This window comes from Nocardia jinanensis, from assembly GCF_014645735.1.
Classification (GTDB): domain Bacteria; phylum Actinomycetota; class Actinomycetes; order Mycobacteriales; family Mycobacteriaceae; genus Nocardia; species Nocardia jinanensis.
In genome coordinates, this window is record NZ_BMMH01000005.1 from 111758 (window position 1) to 137809 (window position 26052).

The 26052-nt window shown below is 65.7% G+C and carries 22 protein-coding genes and 1 pseudogene; 7 read left to right on the forward strand and 16 right to left on the reverse strand.

Annotated elements, in window-relative coordinates; translation table 11 throughout:
* Window positions 1-748: 748 nt before the first annotated feature.
* The 4 genes from IEY68_RS13905 to IEY68_RS13920 form a co-directional block, all read right to left on the reverse strand.
* Window positions 749-1693, reverse strand: coding sequence for a DUF3048 domain-containing protein (locus tag IEY68_RS13905; RefSeq protein ID WP_063916256.1), 945 nt, complete (start codon window positions 1691-1693; stop codon window positions 749-751).
* A gap of 161 nt (window positions 1694-1854) precedes the next feature.
* Window positions 1855-2415 (reverse strand): Crp/Fnr family transcriptional regulator, encoded by a 561-nt coding sequence (locus IEY68_RS13910; protein ID WP_189094307.1) that lies wholly within the window; start codon window positions 2413-2415, stop codon window positions 1855-1857.
* Window positions 2416-2824: 409 nt separating this feature from the next.
* Complete coding sequence (locus IEY68_RS13915) at window positions 2825-4381, reverse strand: ABC transporter substrate-binding protein (protein WP_062997817.1); 1557 nt, start codon at window positions 4379-4381, stop codon at window positions 2825-2827.
* 20 nt (window positions 4382-4401) lie between these two features.
* The gene (locus tag IEY68_RS13920; protein ID WP_062997815.1) at window positions 4402-5421 is read right to left on the reverse strand and encodes an aromatic ring-hydroxylating dioxygenase subunit alpha; all 1020 of its coding nucleotides are present in this window, start codon (window positions 5419-5421) and stop codon (window positions 4402-4404) included.
* A gap of 400 nt (window positions 5422-5821) precedes the next feature.
* On the opposite strand from IEY68_RS13920, the gene IEY68_RS13925 reads away from it, so the two are divergent.
* Both IEY68_RS13925 and IEY68_RS13930 read left to right on the forward strand, forming a co-directional pair.
* A complete protein-coding gene (locus IEY68_RS13925; RefSeq protein WP_189094261.1) occupies window positions 5822-7399 on the forward strand; it encodes a class I adenylate-forming enzyme family protein in 1578 nt (525 codons plus the stop codon).
* 199 nt (window positions 7400-7598) lie between these two features.
* Complete coding sequence (locus IEY68_RS13930; RefSeq protein WP_062997811.1) at window positions 7599-8396, forward strand: SDR family oxidoreductase; 798 nt, start codon at window positions 7599-7601, stop codon at window positions 8394-8396.
* 85 nt (window positions 8397-8481) lie between these two features.
* Here the strand turns inward: IEY68_RS13930 and IEY68_RS13935 are convergent, their stop codons facing one another.
* From IEY68_RS13935 to IEY68_RS13960, 6 genes are all read right to left on the reverse strand, one after another.
* Entirely contained in the window at window positions 8482-8772 is a 291-nt protein-coding gene (locus tag IEY68_RS13935; protein ID WP_062997809.1) for a hypothetical protein, read from the reverse strand.
* Window positions 8773-9012: 240 nt separating this feature from the next.
* Window positions 9013-10230, reverse strand: a complete 1218-nt coding sequence (locus IEY68_RS13940; protein ID WP_062997807.1) for a hypothetical protein — start codon at window positions 10228-10230, stop codon at window positions 9013-9015.
* Between the two features lie 225 nt (window positions 10231-10455).
* A complete protein-coding gene (locus IEY68_RS13945) occupies window positions 10456-11451 on the reverse strand; it encodes an ABC transporter ATP-binding protein (protein WP_062998078.1) in 996 nt (331 codons plus the stop codon).
* Complete coding sequence (locus IEY68_RS13950; protein ID WP_063916254.1) at window positions 11448-12494, reverse strand: ABC transporter ATP-binding protein; 1047 nt, start codon at window positions 12492-12494, stop codon at window positions 11448-11450. Before IEY68_RS13950 ends, IEY68_RS13945 begins: the two co-directional genes overlap by 4 nt.
* A 7-nt stretch (window positions 12495-12501) precedes the next feature.
* Window positions 12502-13392 carry an ABC transporter permease gene (locus IEY68_RS13955; protein WP_062997805.1) on the reverse strand — a complete coding sequence of 297 codons (891 nt, stop codon included), beginning with the start codon at window positions 13390-13392 and terminating at the stop codon, window positions 12502-12504.
* On the reverse strand, window positions 13389-14345 hold the full coding sequence (locus IEY68_RS13960) for an ABC transporter permease (RefSeq protein ID WP_062998076.1): 957 nt from the start codon (window positions 14343-14345) through the stop codon (window positions 13389-13391). Before IEY68_RS13960 ends, IEY68_RS13955 begins: the two co-directional genes overlap by 4 nt.
* Window positions 14346-14902: 557 nt before the next feature.
* On the opposite strand from IEY68_RS13960, the gene IEY68_RS13965 reads away from it, so the two are divergent.
* Together IEY68_RS13965 and IEY68_RS13970 are read left to right on the forward strand one after the other, a co-directional pair.
* Complete coding sequence (locus IEY68_RS13965) at window positions 14903-15688, forward strand: enoyl-CoA hydratase (RefSeq protein WP_062997803.1); 786 nt, start codon at window positions 14903-14905, stop codon at window positions 15686-15688.
* A 62-nt stretch (window positions 15689-15750) separates the two neighbouring features.
* Window positions 15751-16665: a VOC family protein gene (locus IEY68_RS13970; RefSeq protein ID WP_062997801.1), complete on the forward strand. Its 915-nt coding sequence runs from the start codon at window positions 15751-15753 to the stop codon at window positions 16663-16665.
* Between the two features lie 120 nt (window positions 16666-16785).
* Here the strand turns inward: IEY68_RS13970 and IEY68_RS13975 are convergent, their stop codons facing one another.
* The 5 genes from IEY68_RS13975 to IEY68_RS13995 all read right to left on the reverse strand — a co-directional run bounded on the left by IEY68_RS13975 (window position 16786) and on the right by IEY68_RS13995 (window position 22711).
* Window positions 16786-17556 carry an SDR family NAD(P)-dependent oxidoreductase gene (locus IEY68_RS13975; RefSeq protein WP_062997799.1) on the reverse strand — a complete coding sequence of 257 codons (771 nt, stop codon included), beginning with the start codon at window positions 17554-17556 and terminating at the stop codon, window positions 16786-16788.
* 32 nt (window positions 17557-17588) lie between these two features.
* The gene (locus IEY68_RS13980) at window positions 17589-19154 is read right to left on the reverse strand and encodes a class I adenylate-forming enzyme family protein (protein WP_062997797.1); all 1566 of its coding nucleotides are present in this window, start codon (window positions 19152-19154) and stop codon (window positions 17589-17591) included.
* The gene (locus IEY68_RS13985; protein ID WP_062997795.1) at window positions 19151-20347 is read right to left on the reverse strand and encodes a phenylacetate--CoA ligase family protein; all 1197 of its coding nucleotides are present in this window, start codon (window positions 20345-20347) and stop codon (window positions 19151-19153) included. The genes IEY68_RS13980 and IEY68_RS13985 overlap by 4 nt, the downstream gene beginning before the upstream one ends.
* A 221-nt stretch (window positions 20348-20568) precedes the next feature.
* Window positions 20569-21495 (reverse strand): TIGR03619 family F420-dependent LLM class oxidoreductase, encoded by a 927-nt coding sequence (locus IEY68_RS13990; protein WP_062997793.1) that lies wholly within the window; start codon window positions 21493-21495, stop codon window positions 20569-20571.
* 40 nt (window positions 21496-21535) lie between these two features.
* Window positions 21536-22711, reverse strand: coding sequence for a thiolase family protein (locus tag IEY68_RS13995; RefSeq protein ID WP_062997791.1), 1176 nt, complete (start codon window positions 22709-22711; stop codon window positions 21536-21538).
* 248 nt (window positions 22712-22959) lie between these two features.
* Here IEY68_RS13995 and IEY68_RS14000 point away from each other — a divergent pair, with 248 nt between their 5' ends.
* The 3 genes and pseudogenes from IEY68_RS14000 to IEY68_RS14010 form a co-directional block, all read left to right on the forward strand.
* Window positions 22960-23256, forward strand: coding sequence for a hypothetical protein (locus tag IEY68_RS14000; RefSeq protein ID WP_062997789.1), 297 nt, complete (start codon window positions 22960-22962; stop codon window positions 23254-23256).
* A 21-nt stretch (window positions 23257-23277) separates the two neighbouring features.
* Window positions 23278-24771 (forward strand): class I adenylate-forming enzyme family protein, encoded by a 1494-nt coding sequence (locus IEY68_RS14005; RefSeq protein ID WP_062997787.1) that lies wholly within the window; start codon window positions 23278-23280, stop codon window positions 24769-24771.
* Between the two features lie 38 nt (window positions 24772-24809).
* Window positions 24810-24908: pseudogene (locus IEY68_RS14010) on the forward strand (oxidoreductase); the annotation flags it as partial.
* A 110-nt stretch (window positions 24909-25018) separates the two neighbouring features.
* On the opposite strand, the gene IEY68_RS14015 reads toward IEY68_RS14010, so the two are convergent.
* Window positions 25019-26038, reverse strand: coding sequence for a ferredoxin--NADP reductase (locus IEY68_RS14015; protein ID WP_062997785.1), 1020 nt, complete (start codon window positions 26036-26038; stop codon window positions 25019-25021).
* Window positions 26039-26052 lie beyond the last annotated feature (14 nt).

The window sequence follows — 26052 nt, forward strand, 5'->3', positions numbered from 1 at the left end:
GATGCGTCACCGCGGTGGCCAGGTCGGTGTAGTCGTCGATCAGCTGAGCGAGCCGGTATTTGGACTTCACTCAACCGATCCTCACATAGACAAGAGGTCGCCGGGCGGCCCAGTCCATCCATAGAGCCACCCAGACCCTCGACGATCCGGGCATTATCCGAATACCAAGGAGACGCGATGGGTAGCACCCCGATTCGGCCGAGGCCGCTGACCGACCTCGAGGCCGCAGTCATAAGGAAGATGTTATCGGCGGGTAGACACGGTTCTGCCGAATACCGTGCGCAGATACCCTATTCGCAGGTTGTATCGACCTGGGGTGTCGGATCGCCCAGCGTTGATGTAGAGGTACGCCCGGGTCCCGCCCCGGCGGGCGATGTGACGGACGGGATCGTCGCGAACGGAACTGTCACCGATCCCTCGGGAAGGCCGATCGGTGAGGTCATCCTGTGGGTCGAAGCCGGCCGGCTGAGCGGGATCGAATACGCCTGGTATACCGACGAACGGCCCACGCAGCTACCTGGGCCTGACCAGATCGATCTCTTGTAGTTCGGCACCCACCTGTTGTCGATTCGGTGGTACCTGGTCAATCATGAAGCCGAAACCGCGGTTGCGCCCGGCAGAGTGATGTACGAGGCCGGGGTTTCAGACCGGGCATGCATGATCACCGTCGGCGAGACGGGCTTCCATCCGATCCCCACATAGGCCTCGACGGCACGTCCGGTAAGAAGTGGAGGCAGCGCGGTCGCAGTTACCAGAGCTGCGCTGGAACCAGGACTGTCCAGACCTGCCCCGGCGCGAAGGGGATGGCTGTAGCGGTGGGGGTTGTATAGGTTGTGCCTGCCTGCGGGGAGGGCCGGGACCACACGGCCGGGAACGCTTGACCGTCCCGAAGTACGAGGGCCCGACCGCTACCGGTCGTCTGGGCCAGAGGTGAGACGCTGCCCGCGATATCGCTGACGGCCGAGTCGTACACCTGCACACTCTGCAGCACGACCGTACTCGCCATGAGCTGTCCGGTATCGGCAACGGTATAGGCAGCACCGTCCATGGACACCAGCCACCGGTGGTGGCCGGGTGACCAGTCGAAACCGATCACCGTGTCCTGATACCGCGCTTCCTGATATTGCGTGGGCAGGCCACCGGCAGGCGTAGGACCGAAGTGCAGTTGCGACGCCGAAGACCAGCCGCCGCCCACGGGCAACTGATCCGACCGGACGAACAGATTGTGCGGAGCGTCGCGACTGTAGTCGCGGTAGTACGCCGCAGGTTGCCGATCGGCCGAGGCGTTCTGGAGCGACGAACGATCGACAGAGGCAACCAGCTCAGGTGCGGCACCAGAGGATGCCAACGTCGGGTTGCCGAACTGGTCCAACAGCGTCAGATCCGTTTCCCGCACGCTTCGGACAGGTCCGATCGCCGGGGGTTTGTCGGTCGAGAACACGGCGGCCAACCGGCTCAAACCACCCTCGACCGGCTCGACGTAGACCAAGTCGGCGGCTCCGAGCCCTACCGGTGGTCGTGCCTGCGGACTGTTGTCTATCTTCGCGACCAGCACGGGCACCCCTACCCGGGATGATCCGTCCGGGCCGAGTGGAGCGCGCTCGGGCCGGGTGCCGCTACTGCACGCGAATACAGCGCACATCCCCAGTGTCGTCAGGAACGCGGCAATCCACACCCACCATCGCTGCTGCATAGGAGCAACCCTCGTAACGCACCCGATTCTACGCCGCACTCGACCATGGCAGGAGTGGTCGAGCCGACCGCTGAGCTCGGCTATAACCATGCTCTGGCCGACCATGTCGAAGGGACCGGCCGACCCGGAGCCGACCGAACCCGCGCACTATCCATCGGCTGTTATGACGCGTCCGGCACTACCCCTCCCGCTTCCCGGGAAGCGTTCGCCGCATCGGCCGATTCGGTCTGGGTCAGCGGCAGAACGATCACCACCCGATCCGTATCGGTACGCCCGTACCGCCGACCGTATTCGAGCAGTAGCCGGGCCAGCCGTTCGGTGACGGTGTACGCACCGTAGTCCAGGCGGTGTACATCGGCCTCCCGCAGCCGGGCCACCACAGTACGCAACAGTTGATGCCAGGGCACCAGCAACGCGCGGAAGGTCGTACCCTGCACGGTGGCGGCGACCACCGGCGAGATCGCGGTGATCGTCGCCGACCGCGCACCCCCATCGACCGCACTGAGCTCACCGAGCAGATCCCCGGGACCACGAATACCCAGGACGACCTGTTTTCCGCTGGGTGCGGAAGAGCTCACTTCGACCCAGCCCTGTTCGACCACCAGAACGTTGTCGGATGTATCGCCTTCGTGGAGCAGTACCGCTCCCCTTGGCCAGCGCTGCCGCGTACCCGCTCTCAGCAGCCGCTTTCTGTCGAAGTGAGGTAAAGCATCGGAATCCAGTGGTGTTCCACTTTTGAGTCACCGTCCTCCACGGTGATGACCTCGCGACGGAGTAGTCGATCGACCCCGGCGGAACACGGAGAACGCCGCTGCCGAGCCAGATTCGATATGGGGTAATCGAAACATCCACTGCAATAGAAGGATTCAGGCGCCAGCACTCGGCGGTGCAACACCAGCCGCACCGTCCGCGGGCCGGGTGACAGGCCGTGCGCCGATCAGATTGCACGCTTGCGCGCACCGAGGTCCCGGCCGGATCGGCAAGGGCGACCTCGTCGTAGTGGCGATGAACGCCGCGAACCGTGACCCGCGCGTCTTCACCGACCCCGATATCCCCGACTTCGAGCGAAAGATGACCCGCCACCCTCCGCTGTCACGGTTCGCTCATTCCGGCGAATACGAGACGCGCGGATCAATCGCCGGCGACAACCCAAAGGCCTGCGACGGAAGGAGAATCGAGCCCCGTGAAGGACACACCTCCCACGGTCGGCGCCGAGAGCAATGCACTTCCGGGACGAGTGTAGAGAATGAAAGGAGTCAACTCGATCAGCCGATCCTGGACGGTCCCGTACGCACGCCGGCGTTCATCGACATCGGTACTCATCCGGCCCTGAGCGAGGGCTTCGTCCAACTGCGGATCTACGACCTTGAACGGATTGCCCCGGCTCTGTGAGAAAAGGCGCTGGTAGAACATCGGCTCCGGGTCGGTTCCGTTCATACCGGTGATGGACATATCGTAATCCCCGGAATTGAGGCGTGCGGCGAGACCGGCGAAGTCCATGGATTCGACGGTGACTTCGATGTTGTCGAACCGGAGGAGCTGAGCCTGCAATGCCTGGCTCCCCCGCTGGCTCTCCGGTGTCGAATAGGCCGTGATCGAGAACGACAACGGTTTACCCTCCGCCGCGAGTTCGTCCAGGAGTTTTTGAGCGAGGACCGGGTCGTGAACGTGAATCTTCTTGTCCGGGTCGTAGAACGGCGAGGAATCGACGAACAGCGTATCGGGATCGTCCGGCACACCGGATCGGATCAGATTGAATTGTTCGAGGTCGATCGCCGCGCTGACAGCCTTACGAGCACGCACGTCGGAGAACGGACCCCGCGCGTTGTTCAATGCATAGATGATCCCGCCACTGTGCTCGACGACGATCGGGGTCATACCCGCGTCGCGCGCTCGCTGCTCGTTCAACCGTGTCGGTTCGAAGATCACCTGTGCCGCACCGCTCTGCAGCGAGGCGAACCGCTGATTCTGGTCCGCGGTGGGCACGATCCGCAGTGTGTCGAGGTATGGCTTCGGGGCATCGAAATAGTTCGGGTTCTTCACGAGGTCGAGGGCACCACCACGAACCCAGCGTTGTAGTACGAACGGGCCGGCACCGATAGGCGCGTTGTCGAAAGCCCGTGGTCCCGCGCGCAGTGCCGCCGGAGACGCTATCCAGTTGAGTGCGGTGGCGGCTACTGTCCGGCCGAACTGCATGGTGGGCGCGACGAGGTCGATCCGCAGCGTGGTGGGCGAAAGAACCGTGGTCGAGACGATACCCGCGGCGTGCCCCCCGTCCAGCGCTCCCAGAGTCGGATCTTTCATCCTGTCCCAGCCGAACGCGACGGCGTCGGCACCGAATGGTGACCCGTCCGAGAAGACCAGGCCATCGCGCAACGTGAGGGTCCAAGTCGACCCGTCCTGCGAGGTGAGGCTTTCCGCGAGTTCGGGAGTGATCTCGCCGGTCGTCGCGTCACTCGCCACGAGTTGTCCGTACAGCGCATTGCCGAGCGCCCCGTCCTGCGGGCCCTGATTGCTCATGACACCGGGATCGAGTATCCGCGGATCCTTGTTGGTCATCAGGGTTATCGATCCCCCGAATTCGGGTTCACCCACGGCGCCCGGGGACGATTTCGTTCCGGCACCGCACCCGGATATCAACAGGAGCGCGGAAACCGCGCAGAGTGCGCGCCATTTGAAGTCGATCATGTGTATTCCTCGGTGCAAAATCAACTGGTGGACGATATCGCCGGCATGGACTTCGCGCCGTGCCCGACGGGATAGAAGTTCCGCACCCACTTGCGGAGTCGGGTGAACCCGGCCGCTTCGGATGCGGCCAACCCAGGAGGGTCGATGTAGATCTGGTGGGCCCAGATATTGACATCGTCCGGCAGCGCCGCATGCGTTTCCTGCAGCCGGCCTTCCAAATAACCGGGCTCGGCGTCACGTTCCGTCTTCTCGATCCAGACCGTGCCGAAGATTTCACACGTTTCGTCATCGACCGGGGTGGGACAGATGTTGACCACCCGTACGCCGGCGCGCATATGTTCGGCGGTGACGCTGATCCCGATACCCGACCACACGATGTACAGGGTATTCGTCGTCTCGTCGGTGTCCTGCCCGGAAGCCCATCGACGCCCGAACCCGATCTTGGCTTTCCAGGTGTGCTCGTCGGCCTCCTCGTGCAAGGCCACCGGCGCGGTCGGCGTGCGGTGCACGAAGCGGAAATGCTCGACGTCGACGGCGTTCTCCGGGAGCACGTTCGGTGGAATTCGGACGCCGGTGAAGTGGTTGCGGCCACCAGGATAGGCCCGGTGGAAGTCGCGGCCCGCTGTATAGGCTTCGAGATCACGGAACACGTCGGGAACTTCCCATACCGGCGGGCTCCCGTCGACGTCGTGCCAGAGGTAGATCGACTCGTTGATCTCGGCCACCGGCCAGGACCGGACCCGGCGGGTGCGGTTGGGACGGTCCTGGTAGGGGATGCTCACGTTCCGGCCGTTCTCGTCCCACACCCAACCGTGGAACGGGCACTGGATGCCGTCGTCGACGACACAGCCGCCATAGGCCAGATTGGCGCCGAGGTGCTGACAGTGCGCGTCGAGGATCCGCACCACTGCGTCCTTGCCGCGGAAGGCGACCAATTCGTGGCCGAAATACTGCATCGGCACCACTTTCCCCACGGGGAGGTCGGCGGACCAGCCGACCTGGAACCACCCCGTGGGCTTCATCAAATGCGCAATTGTCATCGCCGACCTTCCTCCTGGCTCGTCACGACACCCCGGCACGCCGCGTGAGGGGCCTGCTGGACACGAGTTGCAATAAGGGTAATGAATACGAATCGTCAGTAGATCAGTTGCGGCGTCGAATCGGGCTGAAACAGCTAAATCGGGCAGATGATTCGCGATTTCGGTGTAATCTCATCCACGCCCTCGCGACTCCATCCACCAGGCGGTATCCGACACGTAGTGAACGATGTAATTCACAGGTCAACCATCCCTTCGCGGAATGAAGCCAGCGGCTCGCGCCCGACTCCACCCGAACCGGCACAGGAGATTCCGGCAGGCACGAATGGATCGATGACCTCGCAGCCTCCGCCTCACCCTCACGACAAACGTTAACATATCAGTATCCTGAAAAGGAGCGGTTTTGAGTCTCTTCCGTACCTCCGGCGATCGTCTCTGGCTTCTCGTGGAGCAACGTGCGAATCTCTCGCCGGATCGAATCCTTCTCGTGGACACCTACGGCCGTTCGATGACGTTCGGTGCGTTCCGCGCAACCGCGGAACGCGTAGCCGCCGGACTGCAGGAGCAGGGAGTCACCGAAGGACGGCGCGTGGCGTGGCAGTTGCCCACCAGCCTCGAGGCCGTGGTTCTGACCGCAGCCCTCGCGCGACTCGGGGCGGTGCAGAATCCGCTGATCGTCATGCTGCGAGAGGCGGAACTACAGGCAATCGACGCACAGGTCCGCGCCGAGTTGGTGATCACCATTCCGGATTGGCAGGGCTTCGGGCATGCCGCGGCTCATCGGGCGATCGTCGGTGAGCGGGCACAAGTCCTCGACTGCGACCACCGCACAGTAGGAAGCGAGGGGATCGCACTGCCCGAAGCAGACCCGGCAACATTGCCGGGCCTTCCGGGTCACGACGATCGACGATGGGTGTACGTAACGTCCGGAAGTACATCGGTACCCAAGGCCGTCTGGCATACCGATGCGTCGGTATGCGCCTCGGCCCGCGCCATGGTGGAGGATCTGCCGCTCGAAGCAGACGATGTGGTACCGATCCCGTTCCCCTATCCCCATATCGGCGGTGCCGCATGGCTGGTGACCGCCCTGCGTACCGGATGCCGGCTGATACTGGTGGATCGTTTCGATCCAGTGCGCTCGCCGTTGGATATGGCGGAGCAGGGCGCAACGATCCTCGGCAGTGCGACACCGTTCTTCCGGGCATACATCGCCGCACAACGAGAGCATGGGCCCACACCCTTGTTTCCGGCTCTCCGCTTCACCATGGGCGGCGGTGCTCCGTCCCCGGCGGGAATGGATCAGGAGTTCCGGGACACCGTGGGCGGTAGGGGAATCTACAATGGTTACGGCTTGACCGAATGCCCGCTCGCCGGATTCCCGCCTTTCGATCGCCCCGACCTGCGCGAAAAATCCTCGTGGATGCCCGGACCGGATGTCGAGGTTCGTATCGTGGCGCCGGACGGCACCGGATCACCCCCTGGAGAACAGGGGGAGTTGTTGCTGCGAGCACCCCAGCAATTCAGCGGGTATCTGGACGAAGCCGCTACTGCTCTCGCCCTCGATCCCGAGGGCTTCGTACGCACCGGCGACCTCGCGAGCGTCGACGAATCCGGCGCTGTGACGATCACGGGCCGGTTGAAAGAGATCATTGTGCGCAACGGCGAGAACATCTCGTGCGCCGAGGTCGAATCGGTACTGATGGCACACCCGTCGATCGCCGAGGCCGCGCTGATCGCGATCCCGAATCCACATACCGGTGAACGAGCCTGCGCCGCGCTCGTCGTCGAAAACGACATGCCCACACCGACCGTGGCGGAGATCCACGCCTTCTGCACTGCGGCCGGATTGGCACGGTTCAAATCACCCGAAGAACTCGTAATCGTCGACACGATTCCCCGCAGCTCGATGGGAAAGATAGCCCGTATGCAACTGCGCGCCGAAGTTCTGGCGGCTGCACGCACACCAGCTCGGCCACACTGAGCACCGGGTTCCGGGGGGCGGTGAACCGGCCCCCCGGAACCCGATTCACCGTTCCGGACAGCCGGAAAGTGTGTCGAACTTTGCTGTATCGGTTCACGCATTTCGTCTATTAATCTAACTGTATCGTGGTATCGGCGACCAGCGATCCCGCACGGCGCTCGTCGCCGAGCAGCATCATCGACCCAGAGGACACATATCCATGGACTACCGGATCAAGGGGCGAGTCGCACTCGTCGTCGGCGGCAGCAAGGGTATCGGTAAGGAGACCGCGAAGATGCTCGCGGCGGAGGGCAGCCGGGTTGCGATCGTGGCACGCACCCGCACGCACATCGACCGTGCGGTCGAGGAGATCACCGAGGCGGGCGGCACGGCGCTCGGGGTGCCGGCCGATATGAGTTCACAGGAAGGCATCGAGTCCGCGGTCGCGACGGTCACCGAGAAGCTCGGGGCCCCACTTATAGTGGTGACCCAGGCGGACTTTCATGTCCGTGGCTTCTTCGAGGAGATCACGCGCGTCGAGGACTACGTCGACTCGTACCGCACGTATACGCTCAGTCAGGTACATATGCTGCGGGCCGTACTCCCTGCCATGCGCGAGGCCGGCTGGGGCCGGTTCGTCCACATCGGGTCGGGCACCGCCAAGGAACCGCAGAGTCTGCCGCCGCATACGGTCGCCAACGCCACGCGTCCTTCCACCGTCGGCCTTCTCAAGAGTGTGGCCGACGAGTACGCCCAGTTCGGTATCACCATCAACACCGTAGCGCCCGGCTGGATAGCGACCAAGACCACCAACTGGTACCTCTCCACCCATGAGGGGCTCACCGACGACGCCGCACGCAAGAAATGGCTGATGGAGAAAGCGGGAGTTCCAGCGGGCCGGGCAGGTGACCCCGAGGAGATCGCCTCGACCATCGCCTACCTCTGTTCAGATCAGGCCGGCTATCTGAACGGCCACTACATCTGTGTCGATGGGGCCCATCACCGGTCCGCCTTCTGACCGGCGTCCGCTGGTAGATGAATCCGGTACCGGCGCCGTCGAGGACGGGATCGTCGGGAAGTGTCAGTGCGACGGTCAGGTGGGCTCATCTGGCGGCAATGCCGTCTACCCACTGTGTCGCCCGCTGGAGGAATTCCGGACCGTTGAGTGCGAGATTCATCGAGTGGCCCGCCCGCGGGAGCACATAGGTGGCCAGGTCCGCCTTCGGGAAGTACGGACGCTCGGAGCGACGCAGTGCGTCTGCGTCCGAGCAGTCGGCCTCTTCGCATTGTGCGCCCGATGTCGGGACCGCGCCCGCCATCGGGGCCACCGCACCCGCCGGAATCGCCATTGCCGTAACGACCAGCAGTTGCCACAGACGGCGCGGAAAGATCATGGTTGCCTGCCCTTTCGACGGTCGAACGGAACGAGGCCAACAGAATCAGCACAATTAGATGCCTATTTATGGTCGACCGCCGGCTCACCGGTGGATATCCGGATGTCCGACCGGGTCCCCTGACCTGTCACCGCAGGTCCGGGCGCCCGTAGCGCACCATCCGCGCCGACGAGCACGGACCATGCCCCCGAAGGCCGGCCGGGCCTTCGGGGGCACTTCGTCCCCACCCGACCGATCCGGCTAACCCGTGCGGAATCGGGGCAGGCAGTCGCTCAGTTGTTTCGCATCATTGCGCGGGTCGAAGATGGTGGCGACATAGGTCGTCGAATAGATCCACCACAGCAGCGCGGCCCGGATCTCCTGCCGGGCCAGCGTCGCGTCGTTGGTCGCTACGGCGGTGAGAGCGTTGAGGCTGTCGGCCTTGTTGTACATGACCGCGTACGAGGCCCACGCGAGCAACCGGTCGTATTGCTCCTGATCCCATCCGCGATAAATGGTGACCGTTCCGGGAATCACGCCGTTCCGGTAGATCGCGTCCCCTGCCGCGGTGAAGCGTTGCTGTGTTGCCAGCAAGGGCTCCTGCCCCGGCCGCCCGCGGACCATTTCGGTCACCCGTCCGGCGACGCCCGGGTCGACCGTTGCCTCGGCGTGCCTGCGCTCCGCGTCCTGGAGATACTGTTGGATCGGCAGGGCGAAGTGCGCGTCGAGGAGTACATCCGGGTTCGCGCTGAAGTAGTTGTCGGTGAACGGTTTCGCGGCCGACGGTGCGTTGGGGTTCGGGGGCAGCAGGTTCCGCAGCCACGCCGCGTCATAGCCGAACATTCCTACTTCCGCCGGGCCGCGCTCGAGGAGGTCACCGAAGGGTCCCGGCAGATCGGCGGTGAGGGGAGCGTTGCTCCGCAACGTCTGTTCGGCGAAGCCGACGGCCCGGGCGTCGTCACCGGAGAGCGCCGCGTCGCGGTATTGTCCGAGCGCCTGACTGTAGAACTGCGCGTAGACATCGTCGGTGGGGGTCACCGAGATCACGGTGGTCCGATCGAAAACGGCCATATTGGACCGCAGCCAGGTGCTGGAGTAGTAGCCGGTCAGGTGGGCGAGCCATGCGGCGCGGCTCAATCCGTCGGATGTGGTGAGATCCAGATCGTGGCCCGCCGGCGGCTCGGCCTGGTCCATGGCGATATTGGCCAGCCGGTGCGGCAGCCACCAGACGAGGAAGTCCTGCACGTTCGGATTTGCCGTGGTCATCTCGCCGGTGTTGCTCGGGTGCGCACTGTTGGCGTATTCCCGGGCGAAGGCATCCAGCAGCTCCGGATCGGCGACCAGCCCGTTGCGCCCGAGACTCGGGTAGCCGTTGTCGACCCACGGGTAGTAGGTCAGATCCACCCCGGTCACCGACGCGTGGGGCTCGGCGTGCGCAGCCACCACCCCCGACAGACTCAGCGTGACCGCCGTCAGCAACGCAACCGACGATCGGAGCACCCAATGACGGCCTCGATGGCCCTGACCTCTCACAACACCCACGGCGTCGCCCCTTTCTGCTGGCGGAAAGAGTGTGACACATAGAGCTGAATGAGATAGTGATTTCAAATTATTCTCTTTACTGCACCACCAATGTCGCCGCGTCCGGATCGGCGCGATTCACTCACTGACGGTCTCTCGGCGTCACCCACTTCGCCGCACGGTTCACTCGTCGTCGGGGAAGTGGCACGCGACCTTTCGTCCGCCGTCGAGTTCGCGGAGCTCGGGAACCTCCGCCGCGCATCTGTCCGCGGCCTTCGGACACCGGGTTCGGAAGGGGCATCCCGACGGCGGGGACAGCGGGGACGGAATTTCGCCTGCGAGTGCCGGCCCACGGAACCCGCCCTTCGCCGTCATACTGGGGACAGAGTCCAGCAGCGCCCGGGTGTAGGGATGGCTCGGGCTGTCGAAGATCTGGTCGACCGCGCCGATTTCGCACACCCGGCCGAGATACATCACCATGACACGGTCGCTGACCGACCGTACGACGCTGAGGTCGTGGCTGATGAACACCAGCGTCAGGTCGTACTCGTCTTTCAGGTCCTGCAGCAGGTTGACGATCTGTGCCTGTACCGAGACGTCCAGGGCGGAGACCGGTTCGTCGCAGACGATCAGATCGGGTCGGATCGCGAGTGCGCGGGCGATCGCGATACGCTGCGCCTGGCCGCCGGAGATCTGTCCCGGACGTACCTCACCGAAACGGTCCGGATCCATCCCGACGGTTTCGAGAACTTCCCTGGCCAGGCTCGCGCATTCGCGCGCCGGGGTGCCGGCGATCAGCAGCCCCTCGACCACGAGTTCGGAAACTCGGCGGCGCGGGTTGAGCGAGGACACGGGATCTTGGAAGATCATCTGCAACTTGCGCCGGAGCGTGCGCAGCTCCTTGGTCGACGCCGACGCCAGGTCGGTGCCCCGGTACAGCACTTCGCCGGAGGTGATCTTCTCCAGGCGCAGGATCGCCCGGCCCGTGGACGATTTACCGCAGCCCGATTCGCCGACCAGCGCCAGCGTCTCGCCGGGGCGGACATCGAAACTGACATCGTTGACGGCGTGCACCGTCCCACCCGTGGTGTGATAGTCGACCACGAGATTGCGGACCTCCAGAACACGTTCCACCGACGACGCGGTGGCCTCCTCCGGAGTGGACAGGGGCCGGGTCATACCGAGATCACCTCATTCGACCGGACAGGGTGCAGGCAGGTGTGTGTATGCGTGGGCGTCGGGCCGGAGAACAGCGCATCCTTGCCGAGCACCTCGCACCCCGATGTTGTTGCCGTACACCGCGGCCGGAACCTGCATCCTTCCGGTGGTTTCCGCGGGTCGGGCAACTGGCCCTCGATGGCCAGCAGGCGTTTGGTGCGTGGTCCGTCCAGGCTCGGGGTCGAACCGAGCAGCGCCGCGGTATACCGATGCTCGGGGGCCCGGAAGATCTCCGCGGTCGTACCTGTCTCGACCGTGCGGCCGGCGTACATCACCATCACCCGGTCGGTACGGCCGGAGACCATCCCCAGGTCGTGGCTGATCAAGATCAGAGCCATATTGTGCTGACGGCGCACTCGGTCGAGGAGATCGAGGATCTGGCGCTGCACGGTGATGTCCAGTGCCGTCGTCGGCTCGTCGGCGATCAGCAGGTCGGGTTCGCAGGCGAGCGCCATCGCGATCATCACCCGCTGCCGCATCCCGCCCGAGAGCTGATGCGGGTATGCCGACATCCGGCGCGCGGGGTCGGATACGCCGACCTCGTCCAGCAGCGTGATCGCACGTTTGCGGGCCTCGTCCGTGGCGATGCCCAGATGCTTCACCATCGGCTCACACATCTGACGCCCGATGCGTACCACCGGGTTCAGCGCCCGCCCGGCATCCTGGAACACCATGGCTATCCGGGCACCCCAGATCGACTGCAACTGCCGCCCGCTCGCCCGGGTCATCTCCACACCGTCGAACACCACACTTCCGGAGACCACCGCCGCGGGTGGAAGCAGCCCCATCACCGTCCGGGCCAGCACGGATTTCCCCGATCCGGATTCACCGACGATTCCCAGCGCCTCTCCCCGCTGCAGCGTGAACGACACACCGTCCACCGCCCGGACCGGGTCCGAATTACCCGCCATCCAGGTGTGCACACCCTCGACACGTAACAGCCGGCCCTCATCGCCGCCCGTTACGGTCTCGACATTCTCGATCGTCGATTCCGATGTACTCATGGGGTTCTCACCTATTTCCCGCGCCGCCGTAGCGGCCACGCAGATAGTCACCGATCTGGTTGAACGAAAACACCGTCAGGAAGATCGCCGTACTGGGCACAGCCACCGCGAGCGGGTTCGTCGAGATGTAATCCTTGGCGTCGTTGATCATCCCGCCCCAGCTCGGCGTAGGTGGCGGGATGCCCAGGCCGAGAAAGCTCAGCGACCCCTCCGCGACGATGAGCGTCGCCACCACGACCGGCAGGTACGCGGCGACGGACGGAATCAGGTTGGGCAGGATTTCGCGGAACATGATGCGCAGCGGAGAAGCACCCATATTGTCGGCGGCGCGCACGAAGTCCCGCGCCGACCACCGGATAGTGTTCGCCCGCGCCAACCTGATGAAGGTGGGGACGACGACGATCGCCAGGGAAACCGTCAGCGTGGTCAGGCTGGGCGTGAACGTCGCGGTGATCGCCAGCAGCAGGATGAGTGCCGGGAACGCGAGCAGCGTATCGGTCAGCAGCGAGATGACCGAGTCCACCGGCCCGCGGAGATACCCGGCGATCAGGCCGAGGATCGTCCCGGCGACGAAACCGATGATCCCGGCCACCGCACCGACGACCATCGAAACCTGCGCGCCCGCGAGGACCCGCGCCATGGTGCTCCGGCCGAGGGTATCGGTGCCGAGCAACAGGCCCTCGGCGAACGCCGGATCCGCCATCGGCCGGCCGAGCGGACTCGCATAGTCGAGACCGAAGAACAGCTTCCACACGAACGGCGCCGCGACGATCACCACCAGCCAGATGAGCGACACTCCCAGGAGGTAGCGCCTCGGCTTCTTCGCCGCGGGCATCACAGGGGTACCCGTGAGGGGAACAGGTGGGGCTTTGCTGCCCACCACATCGGTGACGGTCATCGGACACCTTCCTGCTGCCGCACTCGGGGATCGAGGACTCCGTAGCAGAGATCCACGAGGGTATTGAGGAGAACGAAGACAACGACCACGAAGCACACGACCCCCTGCACGACGAGAACGTCGCGGGCCGTGATCGATTGAAAGATGAGCTGCCCCAGCCCGGGCAGGCCGAACAGGTACTCGACGATCACCGTGCCGCCGAGCAGCCGGCCGAAGCTGATCGCCGACAGGGTCAGCAGTGAGAAGGAAGAGGGACGGAACGCGTGGCGCCACAGGATGTACCAGCGTCCGAGGCCCCGCGCGCGCGCCGAATCGATGAAGTCCTCGTCGAGGGTCGTCCCGAGATCGGCCCGCAGCATGCGCAGATAGGCCGCGATCTCCATCAGCCCGACGGCGAGCGCCGGGAGCAGCGCGGACAGCAGGTTCGGGCCGAGCCCGTCGGCGAGATCCTTCCAGCCGCTGACCGGGAACATATCCAGCTGAATCGCGAAGAAGTAGACCAGGATCGGGCCGGCGATGAAAGCCGGCACCGACATGGCGACCGACGCGAACGCCGTCACGACCTTGTCGACGATGCCGCCGGGCCGGTTCGCGGCGGCGATCGCGAGCACCACGGCCACGCCGATGGCGATCACCTGCGCCAGGATCGCGATCTCCAGCGTGACCGGCAGCCGTTCCCAGATCGATTCGAGCACCGACTGGTGGGTCAGCGGTGAGGTGCCGAGGTCACCGCTCAGCGCGTCGAGCAACCAGTCGAAGTACCGCACCCACACCGGATCGTCGAGGCCGAGGTCGGCCCGGAACTGCTCGACGGCCTCCGGCGTGGCCTCCGGGCCGAGGATGACGACGGCCAAGGAGCCCGGCGCCAGGCTGAGCAGAGCTACCGGCAGGAATGTCGCCAGAACGAGAACGGGAATGATTCGGAGTACCCGCATCAGCACAAACCGCGGCATCGTTGCTCCTTCGAGGTCGCCCATACGGACGAGTGGTTGGGTCACCTTCATCGGCGCACTCGGGCCGTAACAGGTCGAACCGATCAGCTATTGAGGATACTGTACGACCTGAAGCAGATGAGGTCTAGGACACATTTTCAAAATTTTTCAGCCGGTGTCGTCCGGGTTTCCTCGCCCATACCGATGTTTCCGTGAACCGCCATGCAAGATGCCAAGTATTCAGTACACTCTTGGATGTGTAGCATCAGTGACGCGAGTCCCCGCAGCGAACCTGCCGGTCTCCCACTCGAACGGTGCCGTGATCACGCCACGGCTCCCGTCGCAACGCTCGAGAACGGCAGGACCCGCGATGACGCCGACCGCACCGACCCCTCGCGGCCCGGCCCAGGGAACAACCGGCAACACGTGCGAACGGCACGTCGAGACCGTGGCGAGTCCCGTGATCCACCCACCACACCACCCTCGAACGCGATGTCACGGTGACGGTCTCCCGTGCGAGCACACCGCCCGAACAGACAACCCATCGCCGACGACTCCCCGACAGAAAGGCACCCATCGTGTCCACCGATCAGATCCTGTACCGCACCGACGGTGCGGTCGCCGTCATCACCCTCAACCGTCCCGAACGCGCCAACGCGCAGACGCTGGAGTTCCTCGACGACCTCGATGCCGCGTGGACCCGCGCCGAACGTGACGACGAGGTGCGCGTCATCCTCGTTACGGCGAACGGGAAGAACTTCTCCGCGGGACACGACCTGAAAACCGGGAAACCGGCGCCGGCGACACTGGCCGAGATGTACGACCGGGAGACCCGGCAGTACCTCGGCTATTCCCTGAAATGGCGCAATTGCCACAAGCCGTCGATCGCGGCGGTACAGGGCGCCTGTATCGCGGCCGGCCTGATGCTCGCCTGGCCGTGTGATCTGATCATCGCCGCCGAGAACGCCTACTTCTCCGATCCGGTGATCGATCTGGGCATCGGCGGCGTCGAATACCACGGCCACACCTGGGAGCTCGGACCGCGCAAGGCCAAGGAATTCTTGTTCCTCGCCGAGCGTATCGGTGCCGCGGAGGCGGAGAAGTTCGGCATGGTCAACCGGGTGGTCCCGCTCGAACAGCTGCAGGACGAGGCTCTCGCGCTGGCACACAAGATCGCCGAGAAGCATCCGTTCGCACTGCGCCAGGCCAAGCGGGCGGTCAACCAGACCGTGGACGTCCAGGGATTCCAGACGGCACTGCAGGCGGTATTCGATCTGCATTCCGTCGGGCACGGACACTGGTTCAGCGAGCGTGACTACCCCATCATGGCCGGGCTCGAAGCGGTGAAGAAGCCGCAGGCCTGATCCGGCCCGCCGGGCGGATCGCAGCGATCGGTCCGCCCGGCGCTTTCACGAAGGAGTTCTCCATGTCCGATATGGCTCGCGCCTGGCTTCATGTCCAGCTCGGCAGTACCGATTGGGAAGCCGCCCAGCGCTTCTATGTCTCCACGTTCGGTTTGCGGGAGGTGATGCGCACCAGCAGCGCACCCAAACCGGACGGCAGCGCCTGGGGTATCGACGGCCCCCAGCACAGCGACGCCCTGTTCCTCTACGATGCGCGCGGCGCGCGCACCACCGTGGGTATCGAGATCCAGGCATGGCATACACCGCCGGTCGAGGGTGAGACCTACCCGATGTTCCATCACGTCGGGTTCCAGGGGATCGGGCTGCTCGTCCGCGATCTGGACGCAACTCTCGAGCGGGCCGCTCAGGCCGGCGGCACCGTCGTCGGGGTCGCCGATACCGCGCTGCTCACCGAGGCCTCCCGTACGGCGTGGCTGCGTGACACCGACGGCGTCCTGGTCGAGGTCGTCGAGAATCGAGAGTTGCCCGCGGAAAGCCACCTGCACCGCCATATTCTCAGCTGCAGCGATCTCGAGGCCAGCATCGCATTCTACGAGAAGCTCGGTTTCACCCGGCAGGCCACTGAAAGCGCCGTGGACATCGCCGCCTGGGGCCCCGCCCTGACGGGCAATGTCGTCGCCGATACCGCGTTGCTGACCCTGCCCGCCGGCGGCTACGCACTACTGCTGGTCGGCTGGCGTACCCCCGCCGCGGTGGGACGCGCATACGACAAGGCGTACAACCGCGGCCTGTTCCGCTGCGCACTCGCCACCAACGATCTGTCCCGAGCACTCGCGTCGATCGAGGGCGAGGGAATCCCCATGAACGGTCCGCACACCTTCGAACTCACCGGCACCAAGTTGCCGCCACTGACCATCTGTTTCCTCACCGACCCCGACGGGGTCACGGTCGAGCTCGTCGAACGCCCCCTGTCCTGACCCACCGAATGCGATCGGGCCGCCGAACCAGTTAATTCGGCGGCCCGATTTGTCTTGTGGCGATTCGAGATTCGCCCGTGCGCCGACCTGCCCGGGCACGCCGGGCAGGTCGCGCGCCGGCTACTTCGGTGTGAAACGCTGTGCGCCGTCGAGCCGGATGACCTCACCGTTGAGGTAGTCGTTCTCGGCGATCGACACGGCGAGTTGCCCGTACTCGTCGGGACGCCCCAGACGTTTCGGAAACGGAATGTTCTCGGCGAACTTCGCCAGGCGCTCCGGACCGACGGATTCCATGATCGGGGTGCCCATCGTGCCCGGCGCGATTCCCATCACCCGCACCCCGACGGCACTGAGATCGCGTGCCGCGACCAGGACGAGTCCGGCGACACCGGCCTTCGCCGCGGCGTAGGAGGCCTGGCCGATCTGCCCCTCGTAGGCCGCGATGCTTGTCGTCGCGATCACGACGCCGCGCTGCCCGTCGCCCTCCGGCTCGGTGGCCGCCATCGCGGCAGCTGTCAGCCGCAGCACATTGAACGTACCGGTGAGGTACAGCGAGATGGTCTTGTTCCAGCCGTCGAGGCCGAGCGGGCTGCCGTCGCGGGCGACGATCCGGCCGTTGGCGCCGAACCCCCCGTGCGCGATAACCACCGTGCGGAGCGCACCGAACTCCTGCGCCGCGGCGATCGCGGCCCCCACGCTCGCGTCGTCGAGCACATCGGTGCGGCAGTAACGCACCTGCGATCCGAGATCGGCGGCCAGCTTCTCGCCGCGGTCGTCGGCGAGATCGGCGATGACCACGCGCGCACCGCGGTCGGTGAGGCGTCGCACCGCCGCCTCACCGAGTCCGCCGGCACCGCCGGTGACCAGGGCGACCGTATTGGCCAGTTCCATTCCTACTCCTTCTTCGACATCGGTCCGGACGGTTACACCGCGGGTGCCGTATCCAGATCGCGGCGCAGTTTGTTCTTGTCGACCTTCCCGGTGCCGCTACGCGGCAGGTCTGCGGCGATCTCCAATTGCTCCGGCAGTTTCTGGGGCATGACCCCGGCGGCGCGCAGGAAGTCCGTGAGGTCGCCGAGGCGTAACGCGGATTGCGGGTCACGCGGTATCACCACAGCGCATACGCGTTCGCCGCGCTCCGCGTCGGGCAGTCCGATCACGGCCACCTGGGCGATCGCCGGATGCGTCGACAGCAGCTGTTCGATCTCCTGGGGCGCGATGTTCTCGCCCTTGCGAATGATCAGATCCTTGGTCCGGCCGGTGACCTCGAGATGCCCGTCGGCGCGTAGATGGCCGCGATCCCCGGTGCGGAACCAGCCGTCGGCGGTGAATGCCGCGCGGGTGGCCGCCTCGTCCAGGTAGCGCAGGAACAGGTTCGTTCCCCGCAGTTCGATATCCCCGTCGGTACCCACCGCAACCGGCTCGCCGTCCTCGACGATCCGGACCTGCATACCCGGTGCGGGACGACCCTCGGTTTCGGCGAGCTGTTCCGCGGAGTCCAGTGGCGAGGCGATACAGATCATGGGGGTTTCGGTCATACCGTAGGAGTGCAGGACCGTCACGCCCATTTCGGCACGCACCTGCGCGTACAGGCTCGGCGGGCACGGCGCGCCGCCGCCGGTCAGGTAACGGAGACTCGGGATCAACGGCCGGTCCGGATCTTTACGCTGTTCGGCCAGCAGGGCCGCATAGAAGACCGGGCCCCCACCGGTCGTGGTCACCGAGTTCCGGCGGAGGGTCTCGGCGGTACGCCGGGGGTCGAACGCCTCGATCAGGACGGTGGGTTTGCCGGTGACGATCAATGCCGTGAGCTGCGCGATACCGCCGACATGGGCGATGGGGTAGGTCATCGACGTCACCTCGGCCGGGTCCGCGCCGAGCCGGCCCTGTTCAGCCATACCGTACGCCGAGGAGATCAGCGAACGGTCATGGTGCAGAGCGGCTTTGGGAGTGCCGCTGGATCCCGAGGTGAAATAGACCCAGCGGCCGTCCTGCGAGTCTCGCGGCGCGATATCGGCGACGGCGGGAAGTCCGGTCACCTCGTCGAGTTCGGGGGCGTCCACTCCGATCCGCACGATTCGCGGCGAGCCCGGCACTTCGCGGGCGAGCCGGTGGTAATCGATTGCGCCGCCCTCCGTGGGTACGAGCAGGAACTCCGCTCCGGCGGCGATCACCGCCGCCGTCGTCTCACGGCTGCGGTAGGCGGGGATGACGGGCGCCTGCACGGCACCGAGCCGCGCCAGTGCGCCGATCAGCAGCGCCGTGGAAATACGGGTCGGGAGCTGCCACACCACCCGGCTGCCGGGCCCGGCCCCCGCCGCGGCCAGTGCCGCCGCGATCCGTTCGGCACGGTGCCGGTACTGCCCGAACGTGACGCGGCCACCGAGTTCGTCGAGGAGAAACGGTGCGTCGGGTGTGAGCCGGACCCGTGCGTCGAGCAATTCGACGAACGAATCGCCCCGCACGAGAGAAGGGTTGGTGGTGGTCACTGCTCCCGGTTCCTTTCGTCTCCTGATCCCGCGGAAGGTATCGCCGCGACGTCGACCGGAACCGGCAGCTGCGCCCGCAAACGATCGGCGATATCGGCGATATCGGCGCCGGCTTCGATATCTACGCCAAGGGCGCCGCCGGGCCGGACGGACAGTGTGAACCGGCGGTCGAACTCGGCGTCCAGCCCGCGGCGCACATCGACGGGTGTGATCACGCGATCACCGATCGGGACCGAATGGTTCGCCCGGCCCAGCTGAATCAGACGGGGCCCGGGGCGGCCGCACGCGCAGGGCGCGCGGTCGATATATCCATAGCGTTCGAGGTCGTATCGAATCCACAGCGAATCGAGCCCGACGGTCGTGACGACGACATGCCCGCGCCGACCGTCCGGGACCGGCCGGCCGGTCACCGGGTCGACGATATCGAGGTAGAGATAGTCGGCGTCGAGATGCAGTCCGGCGTGCTCGGCACAATCACCGGCGATGAAGGCCGGTACCTCGGGAGCCAGCTCGAGCACCTGGATTCGCGCACCGAGCCTGCGTTCCATTTCCCGGCGGGGCTCGTCGAATTGGTACAGCGGATCCATCAGCACCAGGGTCGTGTTCCCGAACACCGTCGCGGGGTCGCGCCCCAGCCGGCGCGCCACCCGGAGGTAGCGGTGCAGCATATGCCCGGTGATCAGGAACCAGTTCGGCTGCAGCAGCTGCCACAGATCGAGGTGCTCCGCCGCATCCCGGTCGGAGGCCGGCACCCCCACGGCGAGCTCGGCCACGCCCAGCTCGGACAGGACACGGGAGACGCACGAGGTCTGCAGGCCGCCGCTGCGGGTATGGGCGAATCGATCGCCGGCCCGGACGCCGAAGCGACTCAGTACGGTCGTCAGTTCCTCGTCGCGCACCCGGACATCACGCTCGCCGTAGAAGATCAGGAAGGGCACCCCGTCGGCATCTCGCCAGGTGGACAGCTCGACCGCGTCGTCGGGCTGGATGAGCCGATAGGAACCGAACGGCGCGTTGCGCGATTCGTCCGCGCGCAGCTCGGCCGCCCGGGTGAGTGGCACCTCGGATCGGTCCGGAACCCGCTGCGGACCGAAACCCGCCGCGCGGTACTTTTCGCGGTAGAACGGGGGCGCCACGTCGCACCACAGGAAATTCCATTCCCGCGCCAGGCCTTCCTCCTCCGCCCTCGGCACGACAAACAGGCCCCTGTTTCTTTGCAGTTCCGAGACGGGTCCGCTCATGTTCTCCACCAACTTCCGTCCACCGAGGGCAGCGACACCGCGCCCAGCAGCTGCCAGATTCACCCTTGACAAGAGGCAAAACCGGAAATACCGCAACAAGGCCACGCCCACGGATAAATGGGCCGTGAGCAGTCTCACATCGAATTGAGTGTACTGATTAAGAATCAGTTACGTCAATGCCCGGACTCGGACCGGGCCACGACCTCGCGCCCGAAAGTACGCAGGGCCGCTACGGCCTCCGGATACGACGCCGCCGGAACGCGGACCATGGCCCATGTGACACCGGCCGCGGCGTACCGGTCCAGCGTGTACCGGTACTCGTCGAAATCGCCGGTCGCGTAGGCGGCCTCGATTCCGGGAACCGTCGTGAAGACCTCCGGAACGCCCGCGCGGCCGGTGCGGTCCCAGTGGTCGCGCAGATCGGCTATCGCGTTCGCCAGCTCGTCGAGCGTGGAGATCGCCGCCGTCCGGACCGCGGCGGCCTGCGACGGCGGGGAGATCATCGGCGACCACCCCTGCCCGAATTCCACCACCCGGCGCCGCGCCGCGCGACCGTTGCCGCCGATCCACAGCGGTGGCGCGGGCTGCGTCACCGGCGGCGGGCTCTGCACCTGGTCGACCGCCTCGAAATCCCGGCCGGACAGGGTGATCGGCCCTCCCGGCCAGACCCGGGTCAAGACCCGCAGGGATTCCTCGAACAGCTCGTTACGGGCGGTGAAATCGACACCCAGCGCGGCGAATTCGGAGCGGAGATAGCCCGGGCCGACGCCGATGGTCAACCTGCCGGCGGACATCCTGTCCACCGTCGCCAGCGCTTTCGCCGCCAAGAGGGGGTTATGGTACGGAAGTACGAGCAGGTGTGCGATCAGGCGCAACCGCGCGGTGGCCCCTGCCATGAAGGCCAGGGCCGTCAGGGTATCGAACGTCTCGTGCCCTCCGCTCGCGAGCCATTTGCGCGACGGCGCGGGATGCTCGCTGAGCGCCACCGCGTCGAGTCCCGACTCCTCGGCGATACGAACGAATTCACGGATACCCTCGGCGTCCCCGAATTCCGGCGCTCTGCCGTGCTGCTCGATCGGATACTGGACCGCGAATTTCACCGGGCACGCTCCTGGTCGAGCCGACGGCCATCGGTGGCGGTCACAGTGCCTCCAGAACCAGCGCGGAACCCATCCCGCCGCCCGCGCACATCGCCGCGACACCGAGCCCGCCGCCGGCGCGGCGCAGATCCCCGATCAGCGTCGTCACCATCCGGGCGCCGGACGCGGCGATCGGATGCCCGAGGCTGATGCCGCTGCCACTGATGTTGACGATCTCCTCGCTGATCCCGAGAGCCCGGGTCGTGGCGACGCACATCGCCGCGAACGCCTCGTTGATCTCGAACAGCGCGATATCGCCGAGTTTCAGGCCCGCGCGATGCAGCGCCTTCGGGATCGCGACGGCGGGCGCGAGGCCGGTTTCGACCGGATCGACGCCCACCGAGGACCAGCCACGAATTACCGCCAGGGGTGTCAGTCCGTACTCCCGCGCGAACTCCGCGGAGACGACCAGCACAGCGGCGGCGGCATCGTTGATACCCGAGGAATTACCCGCGGTGATACTGAAGCCGTCGATCTCCGGATGCAGCACCCGCAAACCGGCGAGCTTCTCGGCGGTGGTGTCGCGGCGGGGATGTTCGTCCCGGTCGAACACCGTGGTGGTGCCATCCTTGCGCACCACCTCGATCGGGACGATTTCCTCGGCGAACCGGCCTTCGTCCTGGGCCCGCACGGCGCGCTGATGCGACCGCAGCGCCCAGGCGTCCATATCCGCCCGGGATACGCCCCCGATCTCGGCGGCGTTCCACCCGACGGTGATCGACATATCGCGGTTCGGCGCGTCCGGGGTGTCCGGATGCGACGGCGACATCCACTTGTCCTCGATCTCGTCGGTGCCCGGTATCCGGCGGCTGAGTACCGGGGCCGTCGAACTCGAATGCGCCCCGCCCGCGATCACCGCCGATTCCATGCCGGCCATCACCCCGGCGGCCGCGTACTGGATGGCACCGAGACTCGAGGCACACTGCCGCTGGACCGCAGTACCCGGAACCGATCCGAGGCCGAGCCGCACGGCTGTATGGCGGCCGATATTGCCACCCCCGTACATCACCTCACCGAGGATTAGATCGTCGATGAGATCCGCAGCGATTCCGGTGCGCCGCACCAGTTCTCGCACCACCGGTTCGGCCAGGTCGAAGGCTGACGTTTCGGACAGAGTTCCTTTGTAGGCGGTACCCACGGCGGTGCGGCACGCGGAAACGATAACGGCGTCGGTCACGGTCGACTCCTGTGACTAGGTGACCCGGCCCCGGATTCAGGGGCGGATGAGAGCTGGCTCCGATGATCGCACCCCAGCACAATCCATGGCAATAGGGGATACTGAAAATATCCGAACAAGTTGACTATCCACATCAACCATGGGAAGAATCCAATAAGAGGACCCTTTAAATCATGGGTCATCCAATGATGGGCCAGGTTACCGGGACGCGAAACCAGCGCCGGACCCCCGAGACCAGGAGCACACTCGTGGCACTCACGACCGGAACACGACTCCGTAGCCAGAATTCGACAGTAGAGGTGGTCGTCATCCGCGGAACGGATGATTCCTCCCCCGTGCTCTGCGCAGGCACCGCCATGAGCGAGGACGCCGCGGGCACGGACGGCGCCGCGGCCGACGGCCCCGCCATTCTCGTCGGCAAACGCTACGTCGACGAGGCGGCAGGCGTCGAACTGCTCTGCGTCAAGGCCGGCGCCGGCCCGCTCGAATACGCCGGACGGGAGCTCACCCTGAAATCGGCCAAGCCGCTGCCCTCGTCCGACTAGCGAAAGACCCCCGGAGTACCGATGAACCTGTTGATGCTGCTGGACATGGTTGCCGAGGGCAACCCGGAACCGATTCTCATCGGCGACCTCGAGAACGGGCTCACCGGGGCGGAGCTCCGCCGCCGCGCACTCGCCGGTGCCCAGCTGATTCGCCGCAGCGGTGCCGACACCGTCGTCTACCTCGGTGGCAACGGACCGGTGTTCCCCGTCGCCCTCTTCGCGTCGGCGTTCGCGGGCGTCCCGTTCCTCCCGGTGAACTACCGGCTCTCCGATGACCAGATCCGCGAGATCGTGGCACGCCGCGACCAGCCGTATCTCATCACCGATAACACCGACCGGGTCCCGGCGCGCCACGTGATCGAGACCGCGGCATTCTTCGCGGCGAGCGCGGCGGGTGCAGCACTCCCCGATCCGGCCGAACCGGATATCGACGATATCGCGGTGCTCCTCATGACCAGCGGGACCACCGCGGCACCCAAGAGCGCCGTACTACGGCACCAGCACCTGGCCTCGTATGTGTTCGGTTCGGTCGAGTTCGGTTCGGCCGAACCCGGGGACGCCACGATCGTGAGTGTGCCGCCCTATCACATCGCCGCGGTCGCGAATCTGCTGTCGAACCTCTTCGCCGGCCGGCGCATCGTCTACCTCGACCAGTTCACCGCGCACGAGTGGCTCGGCACCGTCTCCCGCGAGCAGATCACCCACGCCATGGTGGTCCCGACCATGCTCGTGCGAATCGTCCGGGCACTCACCGAATCCGGCGCCACCGGACCCGAGACCCTGCGCTCGCTCTCCTACGGCGGCGCCCGGATCGATCCGAATATGCTGGTGAAAGCGCTCGAATTGTTCCCACACACCGGGTTCGTGAATGCGTACGGCCTCACCGAAACGGCGTCGTCGATCGCGGTTCTCGGCCCCGACGACCACCGGGAGGCGGCCGGATCGGCCGACCCGGCGGTCCGGGCCCGGCTCGGCTCGGTCGGCCGTGCGCTGCCGACCGTCGAGATCGAGATACACGACGAGAACGGCGCGGCCTGCCCGCCCGGCGTGGTCGGCGATATCGTCGTGCGCGGGCCGCAGGTGGCCGGCGAATACCTCGAGGCCGGTTCGGTCGTGGACGGATCGGGCTGGTTCCACACCCGCGATATCGGTCACCTGGACGCCGACGGCTATCTGTTCGTCCAGGGACGCGCCGACGATACGATCATCCGCGGCGGCGAGAACATCGCCCCCGCCGAAATCGAGACCGTGCTCACCGAGCACCCCGGCGTCCTCGAATGCGCGGTCGCCGGGATCGCGGACAGCGAATGGGGCCAGCGCATCGCCGCCTTCGTCGTCGCGACCCCGGGTGCCGCCGAAGACGCCGAGGGCCTGAAGACGTGGGTCCGCGCCCGTCTCCGCGGTTCGAAGACACCCGACGACGTGGTGTACCTGGCCGAATTGCCGACCACACCCACCGGAAAAATCCTGCGGCGCACACTTGTGGACCTCCTCGGTAGCCCCGCGGACGCCTGAGCGTCGCGGATCAGAGCTGCCAGGAGGAAACAGAACAGATGACCCGGCAACAGACCGCACTCGTCACCGGCGGCACCGGCGGACTCGGGTCCGCCGTCACCGCTCGATTGCTCACCGACGGCTGGCGGGTGGTCGTCGATCCGGGTGTCGGCTGACAGCGAACTCGTGGCAAAGAGGCGGGGCCGCAGTTCTCGGCTCCGCCTCGTCTCATCGGTCGGGTCCCGCCCGGTACTCGGCGTGCGGCGCTTCAGAACTCGACTTCGATATCCGAGGTACCCGAGGGATGCGCCTGGCACGCGAGGATATAGCCCTCGGCCATATCCTCCTCCGTCAGAATCGAATTCGACTCCATGCGTACCTCACCCGACTTCAGCACGGCCTCACAGGAACCGCACGCGCCCTCCCGGCACGAATGAGGTACCGGCAGGTCCATACGGAGCAGCAATTCGACGAGGTCGATATGTCCGGGCCAGTCCAGCGTTGTCGAGACGCCGTTCAGGTTTACCGTCACTCGATGCGCCGGTGCGGCCGTTTCCGCCGGCCGGTGCTGCTGGGCCGAGAACGGGTCCTCGGTCAGTGAGGTGAAGACCTCCCGATGGATTCTCGCCCGGGGAACTCCGCGCTCGGTCAGCGCGCGCACGGCGATATCCATGAAGGGGCCGGGGCCGCACAGGTAGATATCCCGATCCGGATGGCTGTCATATGCCGCCGCGATCGCGCCGACTCCGGGTAGGCCCTGAACATTCTCCATCCAGTACCCAACGGTCAGCCGGGTGTGATATTTGCGTTCGAGGGCTTCGATTTCCGCGGCGAAGATGACGTTCTCGTCCGACCGGTTGGCATAGAACAGGTGGATATGCCCGCCGCCCTGCACCAGCGCCGATTTCACGATCGACAGTATCGGCGTGATCCCGCTGCCGGCCGCGAACAACAGGAGGTCGACGTCGAGCGAGGCCGGGGTGAACGCGCCACTGGGCGGCAATATTTCGAGCTGCATATCGGTAACGACGTTGTCGCACAACCAGTTCGAGGCATACCCGGCACTCGTGCGTTTGACCGTGAAGCGAAGGGGTTCGTCGATATGCGGTGAACTCGACAACGAGTAGCAGCGCGAAACCCAGCCCGTCAGATCGCTCGGTACGCGCACGGTGACGAACTGGCCGGGCCGGTACGCGACTCCCGGCAGGTCGAACACCACGGAGCGGGCGTCCGCTGTCTCGTCGATCACCTCGAGGACACGGACGGTATGGGATCGAACCGCTTCCATTGACCACCTCGGGA

Bases quoted from the DNA above. Each gene is read 5' to 3' on its own strand.
- IEY68_RS13975 (WP_062997799.1), bottom strand. From the start codon at position 17,556: ATGGAACTGGCCAATACGGTCGCCCTGGTCACCGGCGGTGCCGGCGGA.
- IEY68_RS14005 (WP_062997787.1), top strand. From the start codon at position 23,278: ATGAACCTGTTGATGCTGCTGGACATGGTTGCCGAGGGCAACCCGGAA.
- IEY68_RS13920 (WP_062997815.1), bottom strand. From the start codon at position 5,421: ATGACAATTGCGCATTTGATGAAGCCCACGGGGTGGTTCCAGGTCGGC.
- IEY68_RS13970 (WP_062997801.1), top strand. From the start codon at position 15,751: ATGTCCGATATGGCTCGCGCCTGGCTTCATGTCCAGCTCGGCAGTACC.
- IEY68_RS13905 (WP_063916256.1), bottom strand. From the start codon at position 1,693: ATGCAGCAGCGATGGTGGGTGTGGATTGCCGCGTTCCTGACGACACTG.
- IEY68_RS13950 (WP_063916254.1), bottom strand. From the start codon at position 12,494: ATGAGTACATCGGAATCGACGATCGAGAATGTCGAGACCGTAACGGGC.
- IEY68_RS13930 (WP_062997811.1), top strand. From the start codon at position 7,599: ATGGACTACCGGATCAAGGGGCGAGTCGCACTCGTCGTCGGCGGCAGC.
- IEY68_RS13935 (WP_062997809.1), bottom strand. From the start codon at position 8,772: ATGATCTTTCCGCGCCGTCTGTGGCAACTGCTGGTCGTTACGGCAATG.
- IEY68_RS13915 (WP_062997817.1), bottom strand. From the start codon at position 4,381: ATGATCGACTTCAAATGGCGCGCACTCTGCGCGGTTTCCGCGCTCCTG.
- IEY68_RS13960 (WP_062998076.1), bottom strand. From the start codon at position 14,345: ATGCCGCGGTTTGTGCTGATGCGGGTACTCCGAATCATTCCCGTTCTC.
- IEY68_RS13955 (WP_062997805.1), bottom strand. From the start codon at position 13,392: ATGACCGTCACCGATGTGGTGGGCAGCAAAGCCCCACCTGTTCCCCTC.
- IEY68_RS13945 (WP_062998078.1), bottom strand. From the start codon at position 11,451: ATGACCCGGCCCCTGTCCACTCCGGAGGAGGCCACCGCGTCGTCGGTG.
- IEY68_RS14015 (WP_062997785.1), bottom strand. From the start codon at position 26,038: ATGGAAGCGGTTCGATCCCATACCGTCCGTGTCCTCGAGGTGATCGAC.